The organism is Achromobacter sp. ACM02 (genome assembly GCF_014851605.1).
GTDB lineage: Bacteria > Pseudomonadota > Gammaproteobacteria > Burkholderiales > Burkholderiaceae_B > Achromobacter > Achromobacter aegrifaciens.
This window is the reverse complement of record NZ_JACUZY010000008.1, coordinates 268,536-295,196: the sequence shown is the minus strand read 5'-3', so window position 1 is coordinate 295,196 and position 26,661 is coordinate 268,536. Positions and strand designations below refer to the sequence as shown.

The 26,661-nt window shown below is 64.2% G+C and carries 21 protein-coding genes; 7 read left to right on the top strand and 14 right to left on the bottom strand.

Features of this window, described 5'->3' with window-relative positions; genetic code table 11:
* Nucleotides 1-821 precede the first annotated feature (821 nt).
* Nucleotides 822-2,285, top strand: a complete 1,464-nt coding sequence (gene rng / locus IB258_RS24445; RefSeq protein ID WP_192330110.1) for a ribonuclease G — start codon at nt 822-824, stop codon at nt 2,283-2,285.
* 2 nt (nt 2,286-2,287) lie between these two features.
* On the opposite strand, the gene IB258_RS24440 is transcribed toward rng, so the two are convergent.
* Genes IB258_RS24440 through IB258_RS24425 form a run of 4 tightly spaced genes read right to left on the bottom strand, consistent with a single transcriptional unit; the run spans nt 2,288 to nt 6,036 of the window.
* Nucleotides 2,288-3,121 carry an NAD(P)-dependent oxidoreductase gene (locus IB258_RS24440; protein WP_192353314.1) on the bottom strand — a complete coding sequence of 278 codons (834 nt, stop codon included), beginning with the start codon at nt 3,119-3,121 and terminating at the stop codon, nt 2,288-2,290.
* A gap of 58 nt (nt 3,122-3,179) precedes the next feature.
* Entirely contained in the window at nt 3,180-4,172 is a 993-nt protein-coding gene (locus tag IB258_RS24435) for a TRAP transporter substrate-binding protein (protein WP_054451189.1), read from the bottom strand.
* A gap of 56 nt (nt 4,173-4,228) precedes the next feature.
* Complete coding sequence (locus IB258_RS24430; protein ID WP_082400714.1) at nt 4,229-5,500, bottom strand: TRAP transporter large permease; 1,272 nt, start codon at nt 5,498-5,500, stop codon at nt 4,229-4,231.
* Nucleotides 5,497-6,036 carry a TRAP transporter small permease gene (locus IB258_RS24425; RefSeq protein ID WP_225589142.1) on the bottom strand — a complete coding sequence of 180 codons (540 nt, stop codon included), beginning with the start codon at nt 6,034-6,036 and terminating at the stop codon, nt 5,497-5,499. Before IB258_RS24425 ends, IB258_RS24430 begins: the two co-directional genes overlap by 4 nt.
* 219 nt (nt 6,037-6,255) lie before the next feature.
* Between IB258_RS24425 and IB258_RS24420 the strand changes: the two genes are divergently transcribed.
* Nucleotides 6,256-7,149 (top strand): LysR family transcriptional regulator, encoded by an 894-nt coding sequence (locus tag IB258_RS24420; RefSeq protein WP_119449149.1) that lies wholly within the window; start codon nt 6,256-6,258, stop codon nt 7,147-7,149.
* A 201-nt stretch (nt 7,150-7,350) separates the two neighbouring features.
* A complete protein-coding gene (locus IB258_RS24415) occupies nt 7,351-8,052 on the top strand; it encodes a DUF3053 domain-containing protein (RefSeq protein ID WP_119449148.1) in 702 nt (233 codons plus the stop codon).
* A 68-nt stretch (nt 8,053-8,120) separates the two neighbouring features.
* On the opposite strand, the gene IB258_RS24410 is transcribed toward IB258_RS24415, so the two are convergent.
* The 3 genes from IB258_RS24410 to msbA form a co-directional block, all read right to left on the bottom strand.
* Nucleotides 8,121-9,593 carry a sensor domain-containing diguanylate cyclase gene (locus IB258_RS24410; protein WP_192353313.1) on the bottom strand — a complete coding sequence of 491 codons (1,473 nt, stop codon included), beginning with the start codon at nt 9,591-9,593 and terminating at the stop codon, nt 8,121-8,123.
* Nucleotides 9,594-10,100: 507 nt separating this feature from the next.
* Nucleotides 10,101-11,903, bottom strand: a complete 1,803-nt coding sequence (locus IB258_RS24405; protein ID WP_175162657.1) for a monovalent cation:proton antiporter-2 (CPA2) family protein — start codon at nt 11,901-11,903, stop codon at nt 10,101-10,103.
* Nucleotides 11,904-12,076: 173 nt separating this feature from the next.
* Entirely contained in the window at nt 12,077-13,852 is a 1,776-nt protein-coding gene (gene msbA, locus IB258_RS24400; protein ID WP_054451341.1) for a lipid A export permease/ATP-binding protein MsbA, read from the bottom strand.
* Between the two features lie 107 nt (nt 13,853-13,959).
* Between msbA and IB258_RS24395 the strand changes: the two genes are divergently transcribed.
* The 3 genes from IB258_RS24395 to IB258_RS24385 are packed head-to-tail and all read left to right on the top strand — an operon-like array spanning nt 13,960 to nt 15,994.
* On the top strand, nt 13,960-14,928 hold the full coding sequence (locus IB258_RS24395) for a glycosyltransferase family 9 protein (RefSeq protein ID WP_192353312.1): 969 nt from the start codon (nt 13,960-13,962) through the stop codon (nt 14,926-14,928).
* Between the two features lie 20 nt (nt 14,929-14,948).
* On the top strand, nt 14,949-15,713 hold the full coding sequence (locus tag IB258_RS24390) for a YdcF family protein (RefSeq protein WP_054451181.1): 765 nt from the start codon (nt 14,949-14,951) through the stop codon (nt 15,711-15,713).
* Nucleotides 15,704-15,994, top strand: coding sequence for a YkgJ family cysteine cluster protein (locus IB258_RS24385; protein WP_119449143.1), 291 nt, complete (start codon nt 15,704-15,706; stop codon nt 15,992-15,994). Before IB258_RS24390 ends, IB258_RS24385 begins: the two co-directional genes overlap by 10 nt.
* 30 nt (nt 15,995-16,024) lie before the next feature.
* Here the strand turns inward: IB258_RS24385 and IB258_RS24380 are convergent, their stop codons facing one another.
* From IB258_RS24380 to dnaE, 7 genes are read right to left on the bottom strand one after another with little or no spacing between them, the layout of a single operon-like run.
* Entirely contained in the window at nt 16,025-17,173 is a 1,149-nt protein-coding gene (locus IB258_RS24380; protein WP_054451179.1) for a glycosyltransferase family 4 protein, read from the bottom strand.
* Nucleotides 17,148-17,873, bottom strand: a complete 726-nt coding sequence (locus IB258_RS24375; protein ID WP_119449142.1) for a polysaccharide deacetylase family protein — start codon at nt 17,871-17,873, stop codon at nt 17,148-17,150. The genes IB258_RS24380 and IB258_RS24375 overlap by 26 nt, the downstream gene beginning before the upstream one ends.
* A 24-nt stretch (nt 17,874-17,897) precedes the next feature.
* On the bottom strand, nt 17,898-19,007 hold the full coding sequence (locus IB258_RS24370; protein ID WP_125473435.1) for a glycosyltransferase: 1,110 nt from the start codon (nt 19,005-19,007) through the stop codon (nt 17,898-17,900).
* On the bottom strand, nt 19,004-19,756 hold the full coding sequence (locus IB258_RS24365; protein WP_192353311.1) for a glycosyltransferase family 2 protein: 753 nt from the start codon (nt 19,754-19,756) through the stop codon (nt 19,004-19,006). Before IB258_RS24365 ends, IB258_RS24370 begins: the two co-directional genes overlap by 4 nt.
* Nucleotides 19,753-20,601 carry a polysaccharide deacetylase family protein gene (locus IB258_RS24360; protein ID WP_192353310.1) on the bottom strand — a complete coding sequence of 283 codons (849 nt, stop codon included), beginning with the start codon at nt 20,599-20,601 and terminating at the stop codon, nt 19,753-19,755. The genes IB258_RS24365 and IB258_RS24360 overlap by 4 nt, the downstream gene beginning before the upstream one ends.
* Nucleotides 20,598-21,698: a glycosyltransferase family 4 protein gene (locus IB258_RS24355; protein ID WP_054451174.1), complete on the bottom strand. Its 1,101-nt coding sequence runs from the start codon at nt 21,696-21,698 to the stop codon at nt 20,598-20,600. Before IB258_RS24355 ends, IB258_RS24360 begins: the two co-directional genes overlap by 4 nt.
* On the bottom strand, nt 21,695-25,189 hold the full coding sequence (gene dnaE / locus IB258_RS24350; protein WP_054451173.1) for a DNA polymerase III subunit alpha: 3,495 nt from the start codon (nt 25,187-25,189) through the stop codon (nt 21,695-21,697). The genes IB258_RS24355 and dnaE overlap by 4 nt, the downstream gene beginning before the upstream one ends.
* A 140-nt stretch (nt 25,190-25,329) precedes the next feature.
* On the opposite strand from dnaE, the gene lpxO reads away from it, so the two are divergent.
* A complete protein-coding gene (gene lpxO, locus IB258_RS24345; protein WP_054451172.1) occupies nt 25,330-26,229 on the top strand; it encodes a lipid A hydroxylase LpxO in 900 nt (299 codons plus the stop codon).
* The last annotated feature ends 432 nt before the right edge of the window (nt 26,230-26,661 follow it).

Genomic DNA, 26,661 nt, shown 5'->3' with positions numbered 1-26,661 from the left:
TTTGTTTCGTATTTCTTAACCCCCGAAAGGGTCGAGTCATACGTCGCTACTCAAAGGAAGTGAGGTATGTGCTTAGACTTGACATCTAAGGTACTTCACTTCTAGTGAGCACTTGATTTCATTGTGCTTGTGACCGAAGCCACTATGCACTCGCATCAAGCGCCCACACTTATCGGTTGTTTAATTGTTAAAGAGCGGTACTACTAAATTCTGTACTACTTACTGCCTGCTCGCTTCGCTAAGCCGCTTTCGCTGGCGCCGCGTTGCTTGCAGCAGAGAAACGAGATTATGAAGAAGTTTTTTTCGCTTGTCAAGTCGGCGTCACATACTGCGCTTCGCTTTCTTGCTTGCGACCTCTTCAGGTCTGCCTCTCTTAGCAGCTATCGAAATATTAGGGTTAACCCTAAGTTTTCGGCAACTGCCAAGCCCAAGACTATAACACGATTTTTGCAGATTGTGCAACTGGCTTTTGCCTAACTTGCTGCAATCCTTGCAATAACCGCAGGGCGTTCATTTCTGACTGCTTTGCGGCAGACCTGGCTCGAATCTCTTGCCCGACCTGTTGTGCTTGCTTGGCCTCGCGGTTCAAAACTGTCCGAACTGCGAAGGAGCGAGACTATAGCACAGTTTTTTCGCGCGGCGCAAAAAGGCCGTCCCCATGCTTGTTCAGCGGCTGCCCCGGCCGCCTCCCCTATATATAGTGGTGATTCCCGCGGTTGCCCCATATAGATAGTTGTCTTGTCCGCCTTGCCCTACGTTTACTATTCGCCTGTACGCCGCACCTTACTGGAGACGAACACGCTATGCCCCCAGCCATCGCCCTGAGCGAAGATATCCTGATCAATGTCACCCCCTTCGAAACCCGCGTTGCGCTGGTGGAACAAGGGTCGGTACAGGAGCTGCACGTAGAACGCAGCATCCAGCGGGGCCATGTCGGCAATATCTATCTGGGGCGTGTCGTCCGTGTACTGCCGGGCATGCAGAGCGCTTTCATCGATATCGGACTGGAGCGCGCGGCTTTCATCCACATCGCGGACCTGCGCGAGAACCGGGGTGAAAGAAGCCAGGGGCTGACTCCCACCCCGATCGAAAAGCTGCTGTTCGAGGGACAGACCATCATGGTTCAGGTGGTCAAGGATCCCCTGGGCACCAAGGGCGCACGACTTTCCACCCAGATCAGCATGGCGGGCCGGATGCTGGTTTACCTGCCGCACGATCCGCATATCGGCATTTCGCAGAAGATCGACGACGAATCCGAACGCATCCAGCTACGCGAACGCCTGCAAGCCTTGATGCCGGCAGAGGAAAAAGGCGGCTTCATCGTCCGCACGCAGGCCGAAGGCGCCAATGACGAGGAGCTGATGGCCGATCTGGAGTATCTGCGTAAATTGTGGACCAGCGTCCAGGCGGCGGCGCGCACCCAGCCGGCCCCCGCCCTGCTGCACCAGGATCTGACCCTGGCGCAGCGCGTGCTGCGCGACATGGTGGGCCCGAACACCGGAACCATTCTTGTGGATTCCCGCACGACCAGTGCCGCGATGCTGGAATGGGCGCGCATCTATACGCCCTCGGTCGTGGGCCGCATCCAGCACTACAGCGGGGAGCGCCCCCTGTTCGACACCGCCAATGTGGACGATGAGATTGCCCGGGCGCTCTCTCGACGAGTGGACCTGAAGTCGGGCGGCTATCTCATCATCGACCAGACCGAGGCGCTGACCACGGTCGACGTCAATACCGGCGGCTTCGTGGGCGGCCGCAATTTCGACGACACCATCTTCAAGACCAACCTGGAAGCGGCCCAGGCCATTGCGCGCCAGCTGCGGCTGCGCAACCTGGGCGGCATCGTCATCCTGGACTTCATCGACATGGAGGAACAGGAGCACCGCGAAACGGTGTTGGCCGAACTGAAGAAGGCGCTGGCGCGCGACCGCACCCGCATGACGGTCAACGGCTTTACACAACTGGGGCTGGTGGAAATGACGCGCAAGCGCACCCGCGACTCGCTGGCGCATCAGCTATGCGAGCCCTGCCCCATGTGCGAGGCGCGCGGCAACGTGCGTACGCCGCGTACCGTCTGCTATGAAATCCTGCGCGAGATCCTGCGCGAGGCGCGGCAATTCAATCCCAAGGAATTCCGCATCCTCGCCTCGCAAGAGGTGGTTGACCTGTTCCTGGAAGAAGAAAGCCAGCATCTGGCGATGCTGGGCGACTTCGTGGGCAAGCGCATTTCGCTGGAAGTGGAAGGCGCGTACTCTCAAGAGCAGTACGACATCATCCTGGTCTGATTTCAGGAAATCCTGTCCGTGGTCCCGACGAATTCCAGGGGGCAATAAAAGCCCCCGTGGAACTGGGCCGCGATGGGATCCTCGGGGATGTTCTGAGCCAGGATTTCCGGGGCGAACACTTCGGAATCGTCCTGCGGCGCGTAGCCCAGGAATTTCGCGTTGGAATTGTCCCAGCGGTTGCGCAGGTTGTTCGACACCCCGTAGACCACCGTGAAATGGTAGGACGCATGCTCGACGCAGCGCGCTGCCAGTTGCGCCATGTCGCGGTGGCTGATCCAGGTCAACAGCTGGCGGGCCTCGCTCGGGCGGTCGGGCGAACGGAACGTCCCGATCCGCAGGCAGGCGACAGACATGCCGTACTTGTCGGCATACATCCGGCCCAGGCCCTCGCCGAACACCTTCGAGACGCCATACAGCGAGTCGGGACGGGGCTGCACGGTGTCATCGAGGAATTTTTCCCGGCGGTGATAGCCGATAGCGTGGTTCGAGCTGGCGAACACCACCCGGCGCACGTTCTGGCGCCGGGCCGCCTCGAATACGTTGTAGCAGCCCTCGATATTCATCGGCAGGATTTTTTCCCAGACATCGGCGCCGGGTATGCCGGCCAGATGGATGACGCAATCAATACCCTCCATGCAGCGTTCCAGGGACTCGATGTCCCGGACGTCCATCGTGCAGATTTCCTCGCCGGCTTGCGCCGGTTCCTGCGGCGCAATGTCCGCCAGGCGCAGCAAGGCATAGCGGCCGCGCAAGTGAGTACGCAGGCAAAGGCCGATGTTGCCGGCCGCTCCGGTAATCAGCACGCGCAGGTTTTCGGGTTGGTTGAAGGGTGTCATCAATCTGTCCAGTTTCTCTTGAGTATGAAAGCGCCGGGGCCGATGTCGTTTGCGCCGGTTACTGTTTCTGCTTGGCGGCGATCACGGCGTCGTAGAGCGCCTGCCCGTTGGGGGCTTCGCCGACGAGCTTTTTCACGACCGGCCGCGTGGCCTGCACCAGCGAATCGAGATTGCTGGGATAGACAATGGACACGCCCCTTGCCTGCATCGTTTTCATACCCTCGTCGTAGACCTTCTTGTAATAGTCGCGCGCGTAGGCCATGGCCTCGTCCGCCGACTCCTTGATCATTTTCTGTTCCGCGGGCGAGAAGCGGTCCCAGCGGTCCTTGGACATGAGCAGCAGCGCCGGATGGATGTTCACGTGCGTCATGTTGAAGTACTTGGAGACTTCGATGAATTTATCCGAGACGAACTGGTCCGGCGTCGTCTCGCCGCCATCGAGCACTTTCTGTTGCAGGGCCAGATACAGCTCCGAGTACGCCATGGGAGTGGCTTGCGCCCCCAGGGCCTTGTAGCTTTCCACGTAACCCGGCGACTGGATGACGCGGATCTTCATGCCTTTCAGGTCTTCGGCCGAATTGACGGGCCGGTTGCCGAAGACGTTGCGTTCGATCGCTGAAAACCAGCCCAAGCCAACCAGGCCGTATTTGGGCAGGACTTCCATGAATTTGTCGCCGGCCGGCCCGTTGAGGATCTGATTGGCCTGATCGACGCTGTCGAACAGGAACGGCGAATCAAAGACCAGGAATTCCTTGACGATGCCATTCAGTGTCGGCTGGCCCGTGATGACCAGGTCGGTAGCACCCGCTACCGCACCCTGGATCATGGTCAGTTCGCCGCCCAGCTGCGAATGCGGGAACACGGAAATCGTGATCTTCCCGTTCGATTTCGCCTTCAGCACTTCGGCGAATTTCTGCGCTCCCACGTGAAAAGGGCTGTCCGTCGTGAGCGTATGCCCGACGTCCATGTTCAACGCGTGCGACGGCGCAGAAAACATGAGGGCGCTCAGGACGCCGGCGCCAAACATCTTCTTGAATAGCTTCACTTCCATCTCCTCGGTTTTCCAGCCGCCCGGAAGACACTGTCCTCGGGCAGCCGATCTAGTTTTTATAAGAAAAAGGTACTAATGGCGGGCACGTAAGAAATAATCAGGACGTCGAGCACCAGGACGGCGAGGAAGATGACCAGATACTTCGCCAACTGGTGCATTTTCAATTGGGCGACTTCACACACCACGAACAGGTTCACACCGACCGGAGGCGTCACCATGCCGACCGCCAGGTTGGTGATGACGATCATGCCGAAGTGGATGGGATCGATGCCGAAAGCCACGCTGATGGGCGCCAGGATGGGCACGATAATCAGGATCGCCGCCAGCGCCTCGATGAACATGCCGACCAGGAACAGCATGACGTTCACCAGCAACAGGAACACGATCGGATTGGTCGTCACCGAGCCGAGCATCGCGGCGACCTGCTGCGGCACCTGATTGATCGTCAGCAGGTAGGCGAACACGGCCGCGAACGCCACGATCAGCAGGATGATGGAGGACATCACCGCGGAGCGCGCGAAAATGCCGAGCAGATCCTTGACCGTAATTTCCTTGTAGACGAACAGCCCGAGCGCAAGCCCGTACAGCACGGCGATGCAGGAAGCCTCGGTCGCGGTAAACAAGCCGCCGTAGATCCCGCCCAGGATGATTACCGGCATCATCAGCGCCAGCGTCGCGTCCTTCAGGGCGACCAGCACACCCTTCAGCCATGCGGTGAAGCTCACCGCAGTGACTTCGTCAAAGCCCTGGAAACGGGCAACCAGGCAGACCGTGAGGATCAGCGACACGGTGATCAGCAGACCCGGCAGGATGCCCGCGAGAAACAGCGAGCCGACCGACACGTTCGCCGTCAGGGCATACACGATCATGGGAATCGAGGGCGGGATGATCGCCCCCAGCTCGCCGGAGGATGCGGCAATGGAAGCCGCGAACGACCTGGGGTAGCCCTTCTTTTCCATTTCCGGGATCAGCACGGAGCCGATCGCGGCGGTCGTTGCGGACGAGGAGCCGGAAACCGTCGCAAATAGCAGCGAGGTCAGCACCGCGACCGCGCCCAGCCCGCCGCGGATCCAGCCGACGAAGGCATTGGCCAGTTGCACCAGCCTGGCAGCGACGCCGCCCGAGGACATCAGATGCCCGGCCAGGATGAAGAATGGCACGGCCATCAGGCTGAACGAATCGAGCGACTGGAACGCCATCTGCGCCACGATCAGCAGCGAACGGTCGCCCGCCTGCAGGGCGAACGCGGCGGACATGCCCAGCGCGGTGACGATGGGCGCGCCGATTATCAGGATCGCAGTAAACGATAAAAACAGGACCGGGATCACAGCGCCCCTCCTTCACTATTTTGCATGGCGGCGGCGGCTCTTTCCGTCTCGCCGCCCTGCTGCGATGCTTCAACGCTCATCAATTCCTTGATGACGTGCGCGAAGGTATTCAGGCTCATCAGCACGCAACCGATGAACATGAACACATAGATGTACGCCATGGGCATTTCCATCGCGGGCGAGGTCTGCCTCATGCCGAGTTCGATCAATCTGATCGACTTCCAGGCCAGCAGCACGGCCAGCATCAAGGTCAGGATATGGGCAACAACACGCAGCCAGCGCGCGACCGACTCCGGCACCATGCCGATGAAGGCGTCGACGCCGATCAGGCGCAGGCGGTAAGTCGCGACCGCGCCGCCAATGAAGACGCTGCCGACCATCATGAAACGGCCCAGTTCTTCCGCCCAGGGCGTGGAAAATGGAATGCCGGTGTAGGTGTAAAGCAGCCGTACAAATACAGAAATTGAAATAGCCAGGACCATTCCTATAAGAAACAGTCCGGCGCACTTTTCAGCCGCAGCATTTATCGAATCCATTATTCGCTGCAGCGATTGAAGCCTCTGGTGTGAGGCACAATACCCGGCCATGCGGAGCCCTCCCTCTTTGTCTCATTTATTTATTTGCCGCCTTTTTGAGCCAGGCGTTCGATAGGCAATATACTCAGCGGCATGCGATTCGTAAAATTCAAATAACGGAACATTCTTTTCAAAAAAAACGATCGTAGAGCCCTCGCGCCTTGAACCGGAGTTTCGATAATGTTGAGTGATCTCAAGCAGTTACGCGCTTTCCTCACGATCGCGCGTTTAGGCAACTTCACCAGGACGGCTCACGAACTGAATATTTCCCAGTCGGCGCTGACCATACAGATCCAGCAGCTCGAGTCCCATCTGCGTACGCGGCTGTTCGATCGCAACCACCGCAGCGTCAGCTTGACGCCACGGGGCCAGGAGCTCTATCCGCGCATCGAGAAACTGGTGGCTGAAATCGAAGACCTGGTGACCCAGGCCCGCGACACCAGCGATCGTGAACGCGGCACGGTGACCGTTGCCGTGCTGCCCTCCCTGGCCGCCGGCCTGTTGCCGCAAGCGATCCACAGACTGAACCGCGACTACCCGCGGATCACCGTCTGCGTGCGGGACACCGTGGCCTCGCGCGTCAACGACATGACCCGCAGCGGCGAGGTCGATTTTGGGATCGGCAGTCCGATCAAGCGCGATCAGGAGCTGGTCTGGGAGGAACTGGTGACCGACCGCTTTTGCGCCTACATGGCGCATGACTATCCCTGGGCTGCGCCGGACACCGTGACGCTCAAGGATCTGGCCGAGCATCCGTTGATATTGCCGGTGCGGGAGAGCAGCATCCGCACGCACATCGAGGCGGCGGCCGACAAGTTGAAAATCTCGCTGCCGGCGGCCTATGAGGTCGTCTACAACTCGACCGTGCTGGCGATGGCGGCACAGGGACTGGGCGTCGCCATTCTTTCTGAATTGGCTGCCCGCGAAGGCGATACCAACCGCCTGCGTTGCGTTTCGATCAGCAGCCCGCCGTTATATCGGCACATCGGGATCCTGCGGCGCGCGGGCCGCTCGCTGTCGAGGTCCGCGGAACTGCTGACTGCGGCATTGCGGGAAATCGCCGTCCAGGAATAGCGGAAACACGGAAACGCGCGCGCACGCGTAACAGGTGGCGGACGCAACTTCACTTCATTATGTGTGAATTTTGTGTCTTAAAGATTCGATTGCAAACAATTCTGAAAGCGATGGCGGCAACGAGGACGACCCGATAAGCTGCGGGCGCCTTCAGGGTATACCCTGAAAATTTCTTTCTTTCGCTTTTAGGAGTTCGATGCGATGAAGTCCCTTTTCCGTCCGTTCCTGGTATTGGCCGCAGCGCTGCCGTTGATGCTGGCCGCTTGCGGCAACAAGGAACCCGAACAGCGTGCAGCGTTCACGCAGTTCCTGCAGACCCGCATCGTCGACAAGCCCGGCGTGCGCGTCCCGCAGTTGACGGATGAAGAGAAGAAGTCCTTCGGCGACTACGCCGCGCAATATGCGGTGATCACCGACTTCAATGCGGGCATGGATGCTTCGGTGAAGCCTTTGTCGGGCATCATGCAGAAGGGCTCCATGCGTTCGCTGAACGATATCGTGACGCGTCGCGACGACCTCAAGGCCGTGCAAGCCTCGCTCAATGAAATGGGCGTGGCGCTGAAGGAACAGCAGGCCAAGGCTGACGCCGCGCGCGCTCAGCTCAAGCAGCCGGAAGACCTGAAGGCGGTGTACGACAAGGCCTACGAGAAGACCGTGAGCCTGCCGGCCGATACCTTCCGCGACGTGCTGCCGCAGCTGAACGCGACCTTCGACAGCAGCCTGAAGATCGCCGATTACGTCGCCGCGCACGCCGCGCAGATCGATATTTCCGGTCCCATCGTCAAGGTCCAGGATCCCGCCGTGCAGACCGAGCTGAACAAGCTGCTGCAGGACCTGAACGCGCAAGCCAAGAACGTGCAGCAGGCGCAAACGCGCATGCAGGCCGTCATGGTCGGCCGCTAAGCCACGCGGCGCTTAAAAAAACCCCGCCGCGCGATGAGCGCGGCGGGGTTTTTTAATGCGGCGCCAGCTCAGGTCCCGGCCACTGCCACGCGATTGCGGCCGGACTCCTTGGCCTGGTAGACGGCCGCATCGGCCGCCTCTACCAGGCTGGCGACCGCGTCGTCGGCCTGCGGCACCGCCGTTGCGACCCCGACGCTGATGGTGACGATACCGGCGGCGGCGTCTGCATGCGGCACCTTCAGGGCGGCAACCGCCCGCCTGATGCCTTCCGCAATCTCCGCGGCGCGTTGGCGGCTGGTATTGGGCAGCAACACGACGAATTCCTCGCCGCCATAGCGCGCCGCCAGATCGCGGGGTCGCCGGGCCTTTTTCTTGAGCACTCGCGCCAGCGCCGCCAGCAGTTGATCTCCCTGTTGATGGCCGTAGCGGTCGTTGTAGCGCTTGAAATGGTCGGCATCCAGGAACAGCAGCGACAGCGGCACGCGCTCTCGGCGCGCATTCTGCCATTCGCGTTCCAGCGCTTCTTCGAACGCGCGCCGGTTGGCCAGGCCAGTGAGCCCATCCGTGCGCGCCTGTATAGCCAGCTGCGTCTCGACCGCCTTGCGCAGGGTCATCTCGCGCCTGAACAGCACGATCAGCGCCACGACCGACAGCAGCAGCGCCGTGGTCACGGGGATGATGAAGAACGCGCGGCGGTCCCAGGGCTCCATCAGCTCATCCACGTCCATGGCCACGTCGATGATGAGCGGCGTGTCCTCGATGCTGGCGAAGGTGTAGTAGCGGTTCACGCCGTCCGGCGACAGCTCCCCAACGAACGAGCCTTCGCGGCGGATCAGGAACTGCTGGAAATCCAGCGCCATGCCGATGTCGCTGCCCAGGTCGCTCCGGGAATATGGGGCGCGCAGCAGCACCAGACCGTCGTTGCGGAAGACGCTGATCTCGTCGCGCTCGCCGATCGACAGCTCGGCAAAGCGGTCGCGGAAATACGCCAGGCGCAGCGAACCGCCCACCACGCCGGCGAAGCTGCCGTCCGGATTGGAAAGGCGCCGGCTGACGGCGATGCTCTCGTCGCCACCGCGCAGGCGGCTGCGGTAGGGCTTGCTGACATACATGCCGACGTCATCGGCATCGCGGTGCACCTGGAAGAAATCCCGGTCGGCGAAACTCACATCCGGCGTATCCAGGTCCCCGGAGTGGTAACGGATATCGCCGTTCTTATCCAGCACCACGACGGCGCCCAGGTATTCGGCGGTGGATGGCCGGTCGAACAGGAAACGGCGCTGGGTTTCAGGAGCCAGCTGAGCCAGGCCCGGTTCGCGCAGGCGTTCGGCCATGCCCTGTAGCGACAGGTCGTAGACATGCAGGGTGCGGCTGATGTCCGCGGAAAGCACGCCGGTAATGTTGCGCGCCGAAGCGTGGGCGGCCTCCCAGGTGGCGCGGCGGTCGATCCAGAGCAGCGCGACCGCGGCCGCGCAGATGCCGATTGCGACGAGCACCCCCAACGCATACAGGGCGCGTTGCACAAACCCGCGAGACTTCAATACGGCGCTCCTACGCCGGGGACGTCCGGGGGACGCGGATCACTCCGGCAGAGATTTACGCCGCAGATGATGCCGCCGCCGGACATGCCGCGCAAGATCCGCCCCTAAAAAAACCCGAGCAACGCCCGCATGGCGCCTTCTGCGCGACGGCTTCCTCAAGTCGCCGCGACCGCCGCAATGCGGAAGGGAAAGGCCTTGGCGCCTCTGGCCCTGTCGGCTTCGCGGTGCGCGCCGATGGACCATGCCGGGCCCGCTCCGCCCGTATGCGACACCAGCTGGCGCATCGAGCCCGCCGAAAATCCGCAGCGCAGGGTCCGGGCCTGCCGCCGGGCCAGTTCTACTCCAACAGCGTGCGGCGTCGTGGAAATCCGATCCGATTGCAGCATGGCAGCCCCCTGGCAAATGCTCGTCGTGGATGAAGAGTCAGTGCGGATAAATCTACCTCAGCCGCCAGCGCCTGCGCATGACATGATGCGAAAAGTAATGCAACGATATGGAAATAGTCGGTTACGCGATCGGGCTGGCCGCCCTCTCGGTTTCCCGGTCGGGCTGGTCGTTGCGGCCGTCCGGGGCGCTGGTCATATTGCCGTAAAGCAACGAGCGGCCGGCGAACAGGCCGCCCGCCACCTCCAGGTCGAAACGCTCGGTGTCGCGCCGGCGCACATCCTGCACCACCTCGGCGGCTTCATCAGGAGGCACTCCGATCACGCGCAGCGCGGCCTCGCCGAAGGCCAGCGCCGACTCCAGGGTTTCGCGCACCTGATAGTCGACCCCTTCCTTGGCCAGCGCCAACGAATGGATGCGGTCATAGGCGCGCACCACCACCCGCACCAGCGGGAATTCGGCCTTGATCAGCTTGACCATGTGGTTGACCGCCTTCGGATCGTCGATGCAGATCAGGATGGCGCAGGCATTTTCCGCGCCGGCGGTGCGCAGCATGTCGATGCGCGTGCCGTCGCCGTAATAGACCTTGACGCCCCATTTGGCCGCTGCCCGGATCGCATCGGTGTCGGTATCCAGGATGGAGACCGTCAGCTCGCGGGCCAGCATCGCCTGGGTCACGATCTGGCCGAAACGGCCAAAGCCCACGATGAGCGCACAGCCCTCCAGATCCTTGGCCACATCCACGTCTTCCATTGAGGGCTGCGGCTTGGGCAGGAGCCAGCGCAACGCCAGCACGCACAAGGGCGTGAGCGCCATGGAAATGATGACGACCGCAGTCAGCACGGCGCCGGTGTGGGCATCGAAGATGCCGGCGGCGGCGGCCGCCCCGTACAGCACGAAGGCGAATTCACCGCCCTGCGCCAACAGGGCCGCGCGCGTCATGGCCTCGGCGTGGGTCGCGCGCAGCACTCGCGCCACCACGTACACGCCCACCGATTTCACCAGCATGAACACCACCACCGCGGCCAGGATCAGCGGCCATTCGCGCGCCACCGCCGACAGGTCCAGCGACATGCCCACGCCCAGGAAGAACAGGCCCAGCAATATGCCGCGGAACGGCTCGACTTCGGCTTCCAACTGATGGCGGAAGGTAGACTCGGACAGCAGCACGCCCGCGAGGAAAGCGCCCATCGCCATGGACAGGCCGCCCAGTTCCATCAGCAGCGCCGCGCCCAGCACCACCAGCAATGCGGCGGCCGTCATGACCTCGCGCGCATGTGCGGCGGCCAATAACCGGAACAGCGGATTGAGCAGCCAACGGCCGGCGGCCAGCAATGCGAGGATGCAGGCCACCGCGATGGCCGACTGAACCCACGGATCGCCACGGCTGGAAGTGTCGGCCGGCGCCAGCAGGGTGGCCAGGGCCAGCAGCGGCACGATGGCCAGGTCTTCCAGCAGCAAGATCGAGACGATGCGCTGGCCCTGCGCGCTGGCGGTGTCGCCGCGCTCGCCCAGTATCTGCATGACGATGGCCGTGGACGACAGCACGAAGCCCATCGCGGCCATGAAAGCCGCCGGGCCCGACAGCCCCGCCAGCAGGCCCACCGCCGTCAGCAGCCCGCCGCAGGCCAGCACCTGCGCGACGCCCAGGCCGAAGATCTCGCCGCGCAGCTTCCACAACCGGGAGGGCTGCATTTCCAGGCCGATGATGAACAGGAACATCACCACGCCCAATTCGGCTACGTGCAGGATGGATTTGGGATCGGAGAACAAGCCGAGGCCGAAGGGCCCGATCACCAGGCCGGCGGCCAGGTATCCCAGGACGGACCCCAACCCCAGGCGCTTGAACAGCGGAACCGCGACGACCGCAGCCCCCAGCAGGACGACGACATTGACTAGCTGATTGCCTTCGGCAGGCAGGGACATGGGACGCTCCAGATGCACGGCGGACCAAAGCGCCTCGGGGCGCCGCTCCGCCCGCAGCGGGCGGGAGCCGGGCCTGCCGGCAGGCCCGGCTCCATTTTCCGGCAATCCGGGCGCTTGGCAATCCGGAAATGCGACAGGAACGAACAACCGCCCGGGACAGGCGGTTGACTGGATCAATCGTCGCGGAATTGCATCTTGTAGAGCGAGGCGTACAGGCCGTTGGCGGCCAGCAGCTCGGCGTGCGGGCCTTGCTCGACGATCTTGCCGGCATCCAGCACGATGATGCGGTCGGCGTTTTGCACGGTGGACAGGCGGTGGGCGATGACCAGCGTGGTCCGGCCCTTCATCAGGCGCTCCAGCGAGGCCTGGACCTGACGCTCGGATTCGTTGTCGAGTGCGGAAGTGGCTTCGTCCAGGATCAGGATGGGCGCGTTCTTGATCAGCGCGCGGGCGATCGCAAGGCGCTGGCGCTGGCCGCCGGACAGGCGGGCGGCGTTTTCGCCCACCGGCGTATTGAGCCCTTGCGGCAAGCCTTCGACGAACTCCAGCAGATTGGCGGCCGCCAGCGCATCGCGCACCTTCTGTTCGCTCGACTTGCCCAGCGCGCCGTAGCCGACGTTGGCTGCGATGGTGTCGTCGAACAGCACCACGTCCTGACTCACCAGCGACAGGTGCGAGCGCAGGCTGCGCAGCGTCAGTTCGTCGATCGGCGTGTCGTCCACCAGGATGGAGCCGCTATCGGCCAGCACGAAGCGCGGCAGCATGTTGACCAGAGTGGTCTTGCCGCTGCCCGAGCGTCCTACCAGGGCCACGGTCTGGCCGGGTTCCACTGTGAAGGAAATGCCATTGACGGTATCGCGGTCGGCATCGGGGAACCGATGCGAGACGCTGCGGAATTCCACCTTGCCGCGCACGGGCTCGGCCAGTTCCTTGGTGCCGGTATCGTTTTCGGGTACTTGGTCGATCAGCGTGAACACGCTTTCGGCCGACACCAGCATCTTCTGCATGCGGGCGGCGACGTTGGTCAGGCGCTTGATGGGGTCGAAAATCTGGGCAAGCGCCGCCATGAAGGACGCGAAGCTGCCCACGGTCAAGGCGCCGTGGTTGGCCTGGCTGAGCGCCACGGCGATGACCGCGCCCACCGAGATGGAAATGCAGACCTGGGTCAGCGGCGTCAGGGCGGCGTCCGCCGTGGCCGTGCGCATGGCGAAGCGGCGCAGGCGGCGGCTGACGAAATCGAAACGGCCGCGTTCGACTTCATAGCCGTCGAACAGCTTGATGACGCGCTGGCCGTCGATGCCTTCGCCGACCACGCGGGTCAGTTCGGCGTTCATGTTGACGGTTTCGCGATTGATGCGGCGCAGGCGCTTGATGAAGAAGCGCGAGATCAGCACCGACACCGGCAGCATGATCAGGATGATCAGCGTCAGCACCCAGGACATGTACAGCAGCACGCAGATCAGCGCGACGACGACCAGGGTTTCACGCACCAGCACGGTGATGACGTCGGTGGCGTAGCCGGTGACGTTGCCAGCATCGATGGTGAAGCGATTGAGCAGGCGACCGGTGTCGCCCTGCTTGAAGTCGGCGTCGGGCAGGCCCAGAAGGCGCTCGAACATATCCTTGCGCATGCCCAGCAGGACGTTGTTGGCGACCCAGGCCAGCAGGTAATCGCTGAAGAAGTTGCAGATGCCGCGCAGCAGGATCAGGCCGACCACCGCCAGCGGCAACGCCCAGACGTAGTATGGCTTGGCGCCCGAAAAGCCGCCGTCCAGCAAGGGCTTCATGATGACTGCCAGGACGGGCTGCGTGGCGGCCGCGCCGGCCATCAGCAGGACGGCAAGCAACAATCCCTTCCAGTAGGAGCCCACGCGGCTGTAGATCCGACTCCAGAGTTCGGCTTTGACAGGTTGGGAACTCGCGGGCGCGTTGCGTGCGGCAGAATTCAAAGGAATCACTCGCTTTTATACAATTGTGGCCAGAATTGTACCGGCTGCGCGACAAGTCGCCGCCCGGGCCATGTCCCCTTCAGCCTTAACGCGCCCAGCGCCCTTCCATGTCCGATATCAGCTGCTTGTACGTCCGGTTACCCAATTGGGTGGGCGATGTTTGCATGAGCCTGCCCAGCCTGCGCGCCTTGCACGCCAGCGGCCTGCCCCTGGTGATCTGCGCCCGCCCCTGGGCCCGCGACCTGCTGGACGGCGTGGCCAAGCAGGATTTCATCCCCATGCGCGGCAAGGTCGGCCCGGACCGGGCCGCGGTCAGCGCCCACCGGCGCAGCCTGGGCACCCAGGGGCGTCGCGCCCGCGGCTTGCTGCTACCGGACTCGCTGTCCAGCGCGCTGGTATTCCGGCTGGCCGGACTGCCGTCGGCCGGCTATCGCGACGACGGGCGCAGCTTCCTGTTGCGCTGGCCCTTCGCCAAACCCAACGACACGCTGCATGCGGTCCAGTCCTGGCATCACCTGACCCGCGAGGCCCTGACGCGCTGGGGCCTGCCCAGCGGCCCGGCCGAACCCGGTCCCACCCTGGACCTGCCGCTGACGTCCGCCCACCAGAGCGCCGCCGATCTGGCGCTGGAAGCCGCCGGGCTGGCAGGCCAACGTTTCGTGCTGATCGCGCCGACGGCCACGGGCCTGCACAAGGGCAAGATCAAGGTGTGGTCGGGATTCGATACACTAACCCGGGCCTTGCAGGCCCGCGGTCATACCGTGGTAATGTGCCCTCCTCCGGCCGAAACCGAGGAGGCGCGGCGCAATGCCCCTACGGCGCTGCTGCTGCCTCCCCTGTCCCTGGGCGCATTCGCAGCGTTGACGGCGCGGGCGGCGCTGGTGATTTGTAACGATTCTGGTGTCTCGCACGTCGCCGCAGCCGCCAACGCCAGCGAACTGACGCTGTTCGGCGTCACGCGTCCGGGACGCACCGGCCCGTGGTCGCCACGCGCCGTCTGCGTAGGCACGGAGCATGCATGGCCGTCCGGCGAGGAGGTGGAACAGCAAGCCCGCCTCCTGCTGGACGAGACGTAGTAATCAGGATTTTTTTCAAGATGCCCTTGTCCAGCTATCTCACAAATCTGATCATTCCTTACAACTTGAGCCTGACCCTGGTAGCCATCGGACTGGTGTTGGGTCTGTTCCGGTTCCGCAAGACCGGCGGTTCGCTCATCGTCGCCGGTCTTTTGTGGTCGCTGGCCTGGTCTCTACCCGCGACGTCGATCTGGGCCGGCGGCGCGTTGGAACACCGTTATCCGCATCTGCCGCCAGCGGAATCCCCGACCGCCGACGCCATCGTGGTACTGGGTGGCAACACCGCCAACGGGCGCGCCAACTGGTTCCTGCCGTATGACAAGGAAACCGCCGTGGTCCGGATCGACACGGCGGCGCAGCTTTATCTGGCCGGACGCGCTCCCAAGGTGCTGCTGTCGGGCGGCGCGCTGGAAGGCGACGTCAGCGAAGCCCGCGGCATGGCGCACGCCATCCGCCAGCAGGGCGTGCCGGACACGGCGCTCATCCTGGAAAACTCCAGCCGCACCACGTATGAGAACGCGGCCTTGACCGAGGATCAACTCAAGGCGCGCGGCATCGGCAAGGTGCTGCTGGTGACTTCCGCGTTGCATATGCCGCGCGCGATGGCGGCCTTTTCCAAGCAGGGCGTGGAGGCGATAGCCGCCCCCGCGCCACCGCAGATCGTGGAGCCTGCCGACGGCTCCGTGCCCCTGTGGATCCCGAATCAGCGGGCCTATGACGCCAGCCGTTCCATCCTCAAGGAATACGCCGGCCTGTTCATCTATTGGCTGCGCGGATGGGTCTGAATCCGCAGGCGCCCGCCGCGCTGGAATGCCGGCCCGGCTGCGGCGCCTGTTGCATCGCGCCGTCAATCACCCGGCCTATACCCGGCATGCCGCAGGGCAAACCCGCCGGCGTACCCTGTATCCAGCTGCTGCCTGACATGCGCTGCGCGATTTTCGGCCAGCCGTCGCGCCCGGATTTCTGCGGCGGGCTGCAGCCTCAGGCCGAGATGTGCGGCGCCGACCGCGACCACGCGATCCACTGGCTGGGTGAACTCGAACAGGCGACGGCGCCCGGCCATTGAGCCGGGCCACGCGCCAGCTCGACCCAGCTCTCAGCTGCGCTCTTGCAGCACCTGGCGGTACAGCGCCTCATAGCGCGCCGCCACCGTTTCCCAGCTTTGCTCGCGCGCAATCTCAAGGCCGCGTTCGGCCAGTGCCGCCCGCAACACGGGTTCGGAGCCCAGCCGCTCCAGCGCCTGCGCCAGTTGGGCGCCGTCGCGCGGATCCTGCAGGATGAGCGCGTCCTTGCCCGCCGACAGGTACTGCGCGAAGCCGCAGTATGCGGGCGAACTCACCACGACCGGCAGTCCGTGCGACATGGCTTCCAGCGGCGCCATGCCGTAGCTGTCGTTCAGCGTCGGATGCGCGTAGATGTCGGCGGCGCTGAAGTAGCGGGCGACGTCGGGCGTGGGATCGATCAGGGTGACGCGGCTGGCGATGGCGCCTGCCGCGCGCACGCGTTCGCGGGTAGGTTCGTCCGCGCCCACGACCAGCAGCCGGTACTGCGGCGGCAGTTGCGCCAGCGCGTCCAATAGCGCCGGCAATCCCTTGCGCAAGGGATTGCGGGCGACCAGTAGACAGCCGATGGTATCCGCGCCCCAGCCCAGGCTGGCGCGGGTGGCCTCGCGGCCTTCCATTTGCGCCGCGGTCGGCAGCTTGACCCCGGGCGCGATGATGTCCACCGGCAGCTGCGGACCGTAGCTGCGGTGCAGCTGGTCCATGATCAGTCCTGACACCGCCACCACGCGCCTTGCGGGCGCCTGGCGCACGCGCAGCTTTTCCAGCAGCAGATAGGTGGCCAGCCGTGGGGAGAGCCAAGCGGTCAGGCGCTGCAACGGCTTGACGCGGGTCAGCCGGTTGTAGCGCACCGGCGTCACGTGCATGACCTGGATTTCGCCGGCCCAGCCATTCATGTGGGAATGCACGATGTCATAGCGGCCGCGGGTCAGCCGGTCGGCGCGCCAGGCGAAGTACAGCACGCGCATCCAGCTGGGCAGCCAGCCCGGAAAACGCACGGGCAGGAAGGGAAACGGCAGGTCGCTGTCGAAGTCGCGCGCCACGATGGATACGTCATGGCGCTGTCCGAGCACCCGCATCAGTTCCACGCCATAGGCTTCGGCGCCGCCAAAGCGATTGCCGAAGCGGTCGACCAGCAGCGCGATGCGCAGCCGCCGTTCAACCGCGCCGGCGGGAGTCTTCATACCGGGTCAGGCACTTCTGCAGGAAGCGGATGATGTTGGTGGAGCGCGACACCGTGACCCGCGGCAGCCCGTAGGGATCATCCGAGGCCGCGGCCAGGCCGCGCTGGGTCAGCGTGGCGTTGTCGTAGCCGGCTTCGCGCGCCATGGCGCGGTGTTCGGGACCGTGGTCGCCATAGGGATAGCAGAAGGCGGTGACCGGCGCCCCCAGCGCCTGTTCCAGCTCGTCCTTGGACTGGACGATCTGGCGGCGGGCCTCGTCGGGCGACATCTGGGGCAGGTGCACATGGTCCAGCGTGTGCGAGCCGACTTCGTGGCCGGCCTGCGCCCATTCCCGCATTTCGTTCACGGTCATCAACGCCGAAAACGGAATACCCTTTTCCAGATCCCACACATTGCCGCCGTCGAACTGGTGCGCCACGAAATAGTTGGTGGCGGTAAAACCCAGTTCGTTCAGCACCGGCATGGCGTTGTGGTGCACGTTGCGATAGCCGTCGTCGAACGTAATGCCGAATACCTTGCCCTGGCGTTCGCCACGGACATAGGGCATGACGTCGCGCATGGACAGGCCGCGATAGCCCAGCCTGCGCATCCAGCGCATCTGCCGGGCAAAGCTGTCGGGGTGCACCGTCAGCCCGCGAAACGGCGTGCCCTTGGGATTGGGCTCGCCGATCTGGTGGTACATGAGTATGGGGATAGACATAGGGACAGATTATAAAGCCCGGTCTTATCCCAGCGCGCGTCGGTATACGTCCAGTGTGGCGGCGGCGAAACGTTCCAGATTGAAGTCCCGCAGGCTGGTTTCCCGTGCCTGGGCGCCCATGGCGCGCACGGCATCGGGATGGTCCAGCATGAAACGCAGCTTGGCCGTGATGGCGGGCACGTCGCGCGCGGGCACGATCCAGCCGTCGACGCCATCGGTGACGTTCTCGGGCAGTCCGCCCGCGTCGCTGACCAGGGCGGGCAATCCCAAACCCATGATCTCGCGGCAGGCGAACGACAGGGCTTCGCGGTAGGACAGCACGAAACCCGCATGGCAGGACGCCAGCGCCGCCCGTACGTCATCGAGCAGACCGGGGAAACGGACCTGGTCGATCATGCCCAACTCGCGCACCCGGGCGAGCTTGGCCTCGTTGGGCGGATCGCCCGCCACCATCAGCAGCACGCGCTTGCGGTCCTCCGGCGGCAAGGCGGCGACCGCTGCCACCAGGTCCAGCCAGCCCTTGTCGTAGTCGGTGCCTCCCGCGCTGCCCAGCAGCAGCTTGCCCTGCCAGTCGGGCCCGAAGAAGATGGCGCGCAGCTTGTCCAGGCTTTCCGGCGGCGGCGGCGCGAAGAAATTGGTGTCGATGCCGTGGCGGATGGTGGTGATGGGACGCTTGCCATACGGCGATTGCTGCATCAGGCCATGGACGTAGTCGCTGACCGCGATGGCATGGTCGGTGGCCAGCGCCACCCGCAACTTGTGGCCGAGGCTCGCCAGCGGATGGTCGTTGTGCTTGGTGAAGACGATGCGCGGGCGGCGGCGCATGCCCAGCGTGGCCAGCATGACCTGCTTGTGGTCGGCCGAGCCGTTGGCGTGGATGATGTCGAAACCGCCGGCCTTGATCAGCCGGCGCAACTGCGCGCGGTCCTTGAACCAGGACGAAGGCCGCGTGGTGTATTGCATGTCCTCCACCGTCACGCCCGGAATCGCCTTGGCGTAGCGGTACAGGCGGCTGGTGGCCGGCGCCGCGATCGTGATCTGGTGGTCCTTGGACAGGGCCTTGGCCAGATTGATGATGTAGGTGACGTGTCCGCCGCCGTTACCGCCGTGGAAGTTGGTGTAGAGGATCTTCACTTCTTCTTCTCGGCCAGGAACATCAGCTTCGAATAGCGGAAGAAGCTGCCGGCCGAGGCGACGACGGCCAGCACCAGGCCGTGCTTGCCGTCCAGGAAGCCGCGCCGGATCAGGTAGATCCGCACAAAGGTCCAGAAGCCATGGCCCAGCGCGCCGAAGACCGAGGTGCGCCGGCCCTTGGCGTACATCATGGCGGCGGCATCGGACGAATAGCGGTTGACCTTGGTGATCAGCACATCCAGGTTGTCGTAGGGATAGTGGTGGAAATAGCCGCGCATCTGCAGCGGCTTGCCATTGGCCGGCACCACGCGTTCATGCACGGCCACGTCGTTGAACCGCGCCGTGCCGCGCTTGAACAGGCGCAGCACGTAATCGGGCCACCAGCCGCTGTGACGGATGTCGCGGCCGCAGAAATTCGACAGGCGCGCGATCTCGTAGGCATCGGCGCGCGGCGCGCGCAGCGCTTCCTGGATTTCCTGGGCCAGTTCCGGCGTGACGCGCTCGTCGGCGTCGATGGACAGCACCCAGTCGCCCGTGGCCAGATCCAGCGCGCGGTTCTTCTGCGGCCCGAAGCCGGGCCAGTCCGGGGTGACTTCAACCCTCGCGCCCAGGGCGCGCGCGACTTCGACGGTGCCGTCGGTGCTGCCCGAGTCCACCACGATGAATTCATCGGCGAACGCCACGGACTTGAGGCAGGCGGCGATGTTGGCCGCCTCGTTCTTGGTGATGATGATGACAGATAGCTTCATCCGCGATTCCTGAGACGCTTTTTCCAGGCTTTCCAGGCATGAAAGCGCGGCCCCCAGAAGGGATCGCGCGACAGCCAGATGCGCCGGTTCAGCCAGGAGCCGCCCTGGTTGCGCACCGCGAAACGATAGATGTGTTCGGGGTCCGCGCCGGGGGTGTTCTGGCCGAAAGGGTCGGTAGTGTACAAGTGCCGGAACCCGGCGGCCCGCGCCGCGGCCACGTAGTCCGAGTCGAAATAGCCTTGCGGCCAGCAGAGGTGGTCGCTGACCGAGCCGAGGCGGCTTGTCAGCGTCTCGCGGGAATCCTGCAATTCCTGGGCGATGCGGGCGCGCTTGGCGTCGACGTCCGTGCCGCAGACCTTGTCCCAGCGGGTATGGGTATGCGTGTGGGAATGGAATTCGAACGTACCTGCCGCCTGCATGGCCTCGATCTCGCTCCAGCGCAACATGGCTTCGTCGGTCCGGCCCGCCGCCACCAGTTGCTTGCAAGCGTCGTGGTCGGGCGTGGCGGGCAAGGGGACGCCCTGGCCCGCATGCGGGCGCACCGGCCCGTCGCCGATCCAGCCGGTGATCGTGAACAGCACCGCGCGCATGCCGTGGCGCGCCAGCACCGGGTGCGCATGCACCCAGTTGTTCAGGTAGCCGTCGTCGAAGGTGATCAGCACCGAGCGTTCGGGCGCGGCGGCGCCGGCGAGGTAGGCCGCGAACTGATCGGCCGACAAGGACTGGTAGCCGGCGCGGGCCAGGCGCGAGATCTGCGCCTCGAACACATCGGGCGTGGCGGCGATCATGCCGCCGGCCGGCGTGACGTGGTGATACATCAGCACCGGAACGTTGGGTGCATTCATCCCGCGCGCTCCGCCAGCCATTTGGCATAGACGGCTTCGGTGGTTTCCGCCAGGCGGGCGGGCGAGAACACGCCCTCGTCCCAGACCATCTTGCGGCCGGCCTCGCCCATGCTCCGCCGCAAACCGGCGTCGTCAATCAGGCGCACCAGGGCGGCGGTGAGCGCCTCGGGGTTCTTGGGCGGCACCAGGATGCCGGTTTCGCCGTCGCGGAACATTTCCGACACGCCGCCCACGTCCGTGCCGATGACGGGCAGGCCGCTGGCCTGCGCCTCGACGTAGACGGTGCCGGACGCTTCCTGCTGCGTGGCCAGCGCGAAGAGATCGAAGCCGGCCAGCAGGTTGGGCACGTCGCGCCGCATGCCCATCAGATGGATGCGGTCCTGCAGGCCCAGTTCGGCCACATAGGCCTGGGTCTGCTCGAACACCGGCGAACCGCCGCCGACGAACACCAGGTGCAGCTTGGGCCGGCTGGCCATCAGCGGCGCGATCGCGTCGATCAGGTCCTTGTGGCCCTTGGTGGCGCGCATGACGGCCACGCAGCCGACCACGATGTCGTCATCGGCCAGGCCGAGTTCTTCGCGCAACGTGGAGCGTTCCACGGGCGGCGGCAGCACGATGGGGGAATAGACGGTGGCTACCTTGCCAGCAGGCACGCCGCGGTCGATGAGGTGTTGGCGCACATGGTCACTGACCGTCGTGACCCTGTGCGGCAGACAGGTGTAGGACCATAGCGACCCCACCTTGTTGGACAGGTGCCGGGTCCGCACGATGAGCGGCGTCCCCGCCAGACGGCCGGCGGCGGCCGCGATGACCGTGTCGCGCCGGCTGTGGGTATTGAGCACGTCGAAGCGTCCTTCGCGCAGGATGCCACGGATGGTGGCGATGCCCTTCAGGTAATTCACCGCGCCATCCATTTCCAGGGTGTGCACGGGAAAACCGGCATCCGACAGGCGTTCAGCCAAGAGCGCCTTAGGTTGGCAGATGGCTTCCATGTGATGGCCGCGCGCGCGCATGGCGGTCATCTCCTTGAAAATCCGGCCTTCCTGGCCGCCAAAGCTGGTTGCGGCTTCCGAGTGAACGATACGCATTGGCATCAATAGGTGACCTCCACGCCATCCGGCTTGGTCCATTCATTCAGGTTGGCGAGCAGCGTGTCGGCCATGCGGACGCGCCACTCCTCGCCCAGGCGGACCGTGCACAGGAAATTATTCTTGGTATAGACGATATCGACCGGCACGCCGGGAATGCCGTTTTCGGGTTCGGCCCGGAACGGATTCAGCATCTGCCTCAGGCGCGCCGCGTCGGCGCTGCCATTGAGCTTGACGCGCAGGGACTTGGCCCGGGCTTCGCGCGCCAGCTGCAGGTCGTAGAGCTGTTCCGCGACGATGCGCATGCCGCCGGAGTAGTCGTCATTGCTGACCTTGCCCTGGACGATAACGAGCTGGTCCTCGCGCAGGCGGTTGCGGTGCTTTTCGTAGAGCTCGTTGAAGACCGAGATTTCCACCTGCGCGGTGCCGTCGTCCAGCACCGCGAAAACCATCTTGCCGCGGCGGGTCATCATGACGCGCACGCTGGCCAGCACGCCGCACATCCATTGCAGGTCGCGCTGCGGCTCGACCCGCACCAGCTGCATCGGCACGATGCGACGCACTTCGTCGCGCCAAGCGTCGAACAGGTGGCCGCTGTAGTAATAGCCCAGCGCGGACTTTTCTTCCGTCAGCTTCTTGTGCAGGTCCCAAGGTGCGACCTTGGCCAGTTCGCCCGCCACCACGTCGCCGCTGTCGTCGCCGAAGAGCGAGGCCTGGTTGGCGCTGCGGGCCGCCTGCTCGGCGGCTTCCATGGCGGTGGGCACCGAAGCCAGCATCGCGGCCCGGTTGGGCTCGATGGTATCGAACGCGCCGGCCTTGATCAGGGCTTCGATGGTGCGCCGGTTGACGGCGTGCTTATTGACGCGGCGGCAGAAGTCGAACAGGTTCTGGAACGGGCCGGCTTCCTTGCGCGCGCGCAGGATTTCCTCGACCGCGCCCTGCCCCGTGCCTTTGACGGCGCCCAGGCCATAGCGCATGGTGCGCGGCGGCCTGCCCTTTTCAGTGTGCTTGTCGGCGACCGGCTCGAAGCGGTAGCCCGAGAAATTGACGTCAGGCGGCAGCACTTCGACGCCGTTGTCCTGGGCGTCGCGGCAGAAGATCTGGACCTTGTCGGTGTCGTCCATGTCCGAGGACATGGTCGCGGCCAGGAACTCGGTCGGATGGTAGGCCTTGAGCCAGGCCGTCTGGTACGAGATCAGCGCGTACGCAGCCGAGTGCGACTTGTTGAAGCCGTAGCCCGCGAACTTCTCCATCAGGTCGAACAGCTTGACCGCCAGGTCCGGATCGTGGCCCTTTTCCTTGGCGCCCTGCTCGAACAATTCGCGGTGCTTGGCCATTTCCTCGGGCTTTTTCTTGCCCATGGCGCGCCGCAGCAGGTCGGCGCCGCCCAGCGAGTAGCCGCCGATGATCTGCGAGATCAGCATCACCTGTTCCTGGTAGACGATGACCCCGTAGGTGCTCTTGAGGGTGTTCTCCAGGTCGTCGTGGAAATAATCCACTGCGGCGCGGCCGTGCTTGCGGTTGACGAAGTCGTCCACCATGCCCGATTCCAGCGGCCCCGGTCGATACAGGGCCAGCATGGCGATGATGTCTTCGAAGGTGTTGGGCCGCAGCTTCTTCAGCAGTTCCTTCATGCCGCGCGATTCCAGCTGGAACACGGCGGTCGTGTTGGCGTCGCACAGGATCTTGTAGGCGGCCGGATCGTCCAGCGCCAGGGCCATGACGTCGAAGTCGCGCTTGTCCTCGTTGAACTGGCGCACGTAGCGCACGGCCCAATCCAGGATGGTCAGGTTGCGCAGGCCCAGGAAGTCGAACTTCACCAGGCCGGCGGCCTCGACGTCGTCCTTGTCGAACTGCGAAACCGCGCTGTTTTCCTGGCCGGGCTGGCAATACAGCGGGCAGAAGTCAGTGAGCTTGCCCGGCGCGATGAGCACGCCGCCGGCGTGCATGCCGATGTTGCGGGTCAGGCCTTCCAGCGGCTGCGCCAGGTCCACCAGCGCGCGCACTTCCTCTTCCTGCTCGTAGCGGTCCTTGAAGGCGGGCTCGTCCTTCAGGGTGCGTTCGAGCGACCAGGGATCCATCGGATTGAACGGGATCAGCTTGGACAGGCCGTCGCAGAACATGTACGGCATGTCCAGCACCCGGCCGGCGTCGCGCACCACGGCCTTGGCGCCCAGCGTGCCGAAGGTCGCGATCTGGCTCACGGCGGCTCGGCCGTACTTTTCCTTGACGTAGTCGATGACCCGTTCGCGGTTGTCCTGGCAGAAGTCGATATCGAAGTCGGGCATGGAGACCCGCTCGGGATTCAGGAAGCGCTCGAACAGCAAGTCGTAGCGGATCGGATCCAGGTCGGTAATGCCCAGGGCATAGGCCACCAGCGAGCCCGCGCCTGAACCCCGGCCCGGACCCACCGGCACGCCGTTGTTCTTACCCCAGTTGATGAAGTCTTGCACGATCAGGAAGTAGCCGGGGAAGCCCATCTGGATGATGGTCTTGCATTCCCAGCGCAGGCGTTCGTAGTACTGCTCGCGCTTGGACTGGCGTTCGGCCTCGTCCGGGAACAGGAACGCCATGCGCTTTTCCAGGCCCTCTTCCGACAGCTGGACCAGGTAGTCGTCCAGGCTCACGCCGTCCGGCGTGGGGAAATTGGGCAAGCGCGGCTTGCCCAGCACCAGGCTGAGGTTGCAGCGTTTGGCGATTTCCACCGTGTTGGCCAGCGCCGAGGGCACGTCGGCGAAGCGCCGCGCCATTTCCTCGGAGCTGAGCAGGTATTGCTCCTTGCTGAACCGGCGCACGCGGCGCGGGTTGGCCAGGATTTCGCCTTCGGCGATGCAGACGCGGGCCTCATGCGCCTGGAATTCGAATTCGTCCAGGAATTGCACCGGATGCGTCGCCACCACCGGCAGGCCGGCCTCGCTCGCCAGGCGCATGGCGGCCTGGGTGTAGGCTTCGTCGCCGTCCATGCCGGCGCGCTGCAACTCGATGTAGTAGCTGCCCGGGAACAGGTGCGCCCACTGGCGTGCCAGCGCCAGCGCCGACACGGCATTGCCCGCGTCCAGCGCCTGGCCCACGTCGCCGCCGCGCCCGCCCGACAGGGCAATCAGGCCCTCCTGCCCCTGCAGCCATTCGCGGCGGATCTCGGCGCGGCCCTTGCCCTGGTTCGTCAGGAAGGCTTTGGTCAGCAGTTCGCAAAGATTGAGGTAGCCCTGGTGGTTGCGCACCAGCAGCAGCAAGCGGAAAGGCTTGGCGGGGTCGTCGTCGTTGGACAGCCAGACATCGCAGCCGGCAATCGGCTTGATGCCGGCGCCGCGCGCGCCCTTGTAGAACTTGATCAGGCCGAACAGGTTCGACAGATCCGTCAAGGCGACGGCGGGCTGGCCCAGCTTGGCCACGCGCTTGATGAGGTCGGGGATGCGCACGATGCCGTCCACGACCGAAAATTCGGAGTGTACGCGCAGGTGAACAAATGGGGACGGGGTCGTTACGGCTTCTTCGGACATAAAGGGAATTGTACCTAGTCAATGCGGTCCAAGCCGAGGCCTGTGCGCTCGCGCAAAGGACTACGCAAGCGCCTGTGTAACAATACACGTTGCACGTCATCTTCCATTGTTGACATGAGATTTACGCACGAGATTCACCTATGAAATGGCTAATTCCCGGGATCTGGCTGAGCGCCATCCTGTTTGCGCACTTCCGCGGCCGCGTCAAGCTGCCGCTGGGCCGCCAATTGCTGGACCATTCCGTACTGCTAGCCCCCGTCAACGCCTTCATGGTGCTGACCTCGCGGGTTCCCACCACGCCCTACCTGACGACCAGCGAAATCGCCGAACTCAAGGTGCTGGACGACAACTGGGAAACGATCCGCGAAGAAGCCCAACAGATGGCCGAGCTGCGCCGCATCAAGGCCGCCGACACGCATAACGACATCGGCTTCAATTCCTTCTTCAAGTACGGCTGGAAGCGTTTCTACCTGAAGTGGTACGACGCGCGCCACCCGTCCGCCGAAGAACTCTGCCCCAAGACCGTCGCCATCCTGAAGACCCTGCCCAAGGTCAAGGCCGCGATGTTCGCCGAACTGCCGCCGGGCGGCCAGTTGAACCCGCACCGCGACCCGTTCGCCGGGTCCCTGCGCTACCACCTGGGCCTGGTCACCCCGAACGACGACGGCTGCCACATCATCGTCGACGGCGAACACTACAGCTGGCGCGACGGCGAAAGCGTGGTTTTTGACGAAACCTACGTGCACGAAGCCTACAACCACACCGACCAGAACCGCATCATCCTGTTCTGCGACGTGGAGCGCCCGCTGAAGTGGCGCTGGGCCGAAGCCTTCAACCGCTGGTTCGGCCGCGTCGTCATGTCCGCCGCCAGCTCGCCCAACGACGGCGGCGACCAGACCGGCGCCATCAACAAGCTGACCCACGCCCACTGGGTCATCGACCAGAAGCGCAAGGCCTTCAAGGCCTGGAACCGCAATGTCTACAAGGCCACCAAGTACGGCCTGATCGCCCTGGTGGTCGTGGGCTTCCTGGCCCTGTAAGAAAAGGCGCCCGGACATCCGGGCGTCTACCCCCCCTGTTTCCTACAGCTTCTCTGCCCCCTACCCAGTCACATCGCGCGAGCGTCCATAGCTGCGGCGCAAGACAGCGCGTAGGCCGCATTTGGCCGCCCGGGCGGCCAAATGCGGCGGGCCTCGCTAGACTCTCCCCACCCACGACTTCGACATCGCGACGTCCCGAGACGCTCGTAGCCCGTCGGCGCGGGCGGCGTGGCGGCTCGCAACCTCGATGCGCCCGAGGGAATCTGAAGGAAAGGCCGCAGGCCTTGACGAAGATGACGAAGGGGCAGTCCGGAGCGAACGCTCCGGACCGCAATCGTGGGCGCGAGCCGCCACGCCGTCCGCGCCGACGGGCGGCCTACGAAGACCCCGCCCGACGATCAATCACAATAGAAATAAAACAAACCACAAAAG

Bases quoted from the DNA above. Each gene is read 5' to 3' on its own strand.
- IB258_RS24440 (WP_192353314.1), bottom strand. From the start codon at position 3,121: ATGACACCCTTCAACCAACCCGAAAACCTGCGCGTGCTGATTACCGGA.
- IB258_RS24435 (WP_054451189.1), bottom strand. From the start codon at position 4,172: ATGGAAGTGAAGCTATTCAAGAAGATGTTTGGCGCCGGCGTCCTGAGC.
- IB258_RS24425 (WP_225589142.1), bottom strand. From the start codon at position 6,036: ATGGATTCGATAAATGCTGCGGCTGAAAAGTGCGCCGGACTGTTTCTT.
- IB258_RS24420 (WP_119449149.1), top strand. From the start codon at position 6,256: ATGTTGAGTGATCTCAAGCAGTTACGCGCTTTCCTCACGATCGCGCGT.
- IB258_RS24415 (WP_119449148.1), top strand. From the start codon at position 7,351: ATGAAGTCCCTTTTCCGTCCGTTCCTGGTATTGGCCGCAGCGCTGCCG.
- IB258_RS24405 (WP_175162657.1), bottom strand. From the start codon at position 11,903: ATGTCCCTGCCTGCCGAAGGCAATCAGCTAGTCAATGTCGTCGTCCTG.
- IB258_RS24395 (WP_192353312.1), top strand. From the start codon at position 13,960: ATGTCCGATATCAGCTGCTTGTACGTCCGGTTACCCAATTGGGTGGGC.
- IB258_RS24390 (WP_054451181.1), top strand. From the start codon at position 14,949: ATGCCCTTGTCCAGCTATCTCACAAATCTGATCATTCCTTACAACTTG.
- IB258_RS24385 (WP_119449143.1), top strand. From the start codon at position 15,704: ATGGGTCTGAATCCGCAGGCGCCCGCCGCGCTGGAATGCCGGCCCGGC.
- IB258_RS24380 (WP_054451179.1), bottom strand. From the start codon at position 17,173: ATGAAGACTCCCGCCGGCGCGGTTGAACGGCGGCTGCGCATCGCGCTG.
- IB258_RS24375 (WP_119449142.1), bottom strand. From the start codon at position 17,873: ATGTCTATCCCCATACTCATGTACCACCAGATCGGCGAGCCCAATCCC.
- IB258_RS24365 (WP_192353311.1), bottom strand. From the start codon at position 19,756: ATGAAGCTATCTGTCATCATCATCACCAAGAACGAGGCGGCCAACATC.
- IB258_RS24360 (WP_192353310.1), bottom strand. From the start codon at position 20,601: ATGAATGCACCCAACGTTCCGGTGCTGATGTATCACCACGTCACGCCG.
- dnaE (WP_054451173.1), bottom strand. From the start codon at position 25,189: ATGTCCGAAGAAGCCGTAACGACCCCGTCCCCATTTGTTCACCTGCGC.
- lpxO (WP_054451172.1), top strand. From the start codon at position 25,330: ATGAAATGGCTAATTCCCGGGATCTGGCTGAGCGCCATCCTGTTTGCG.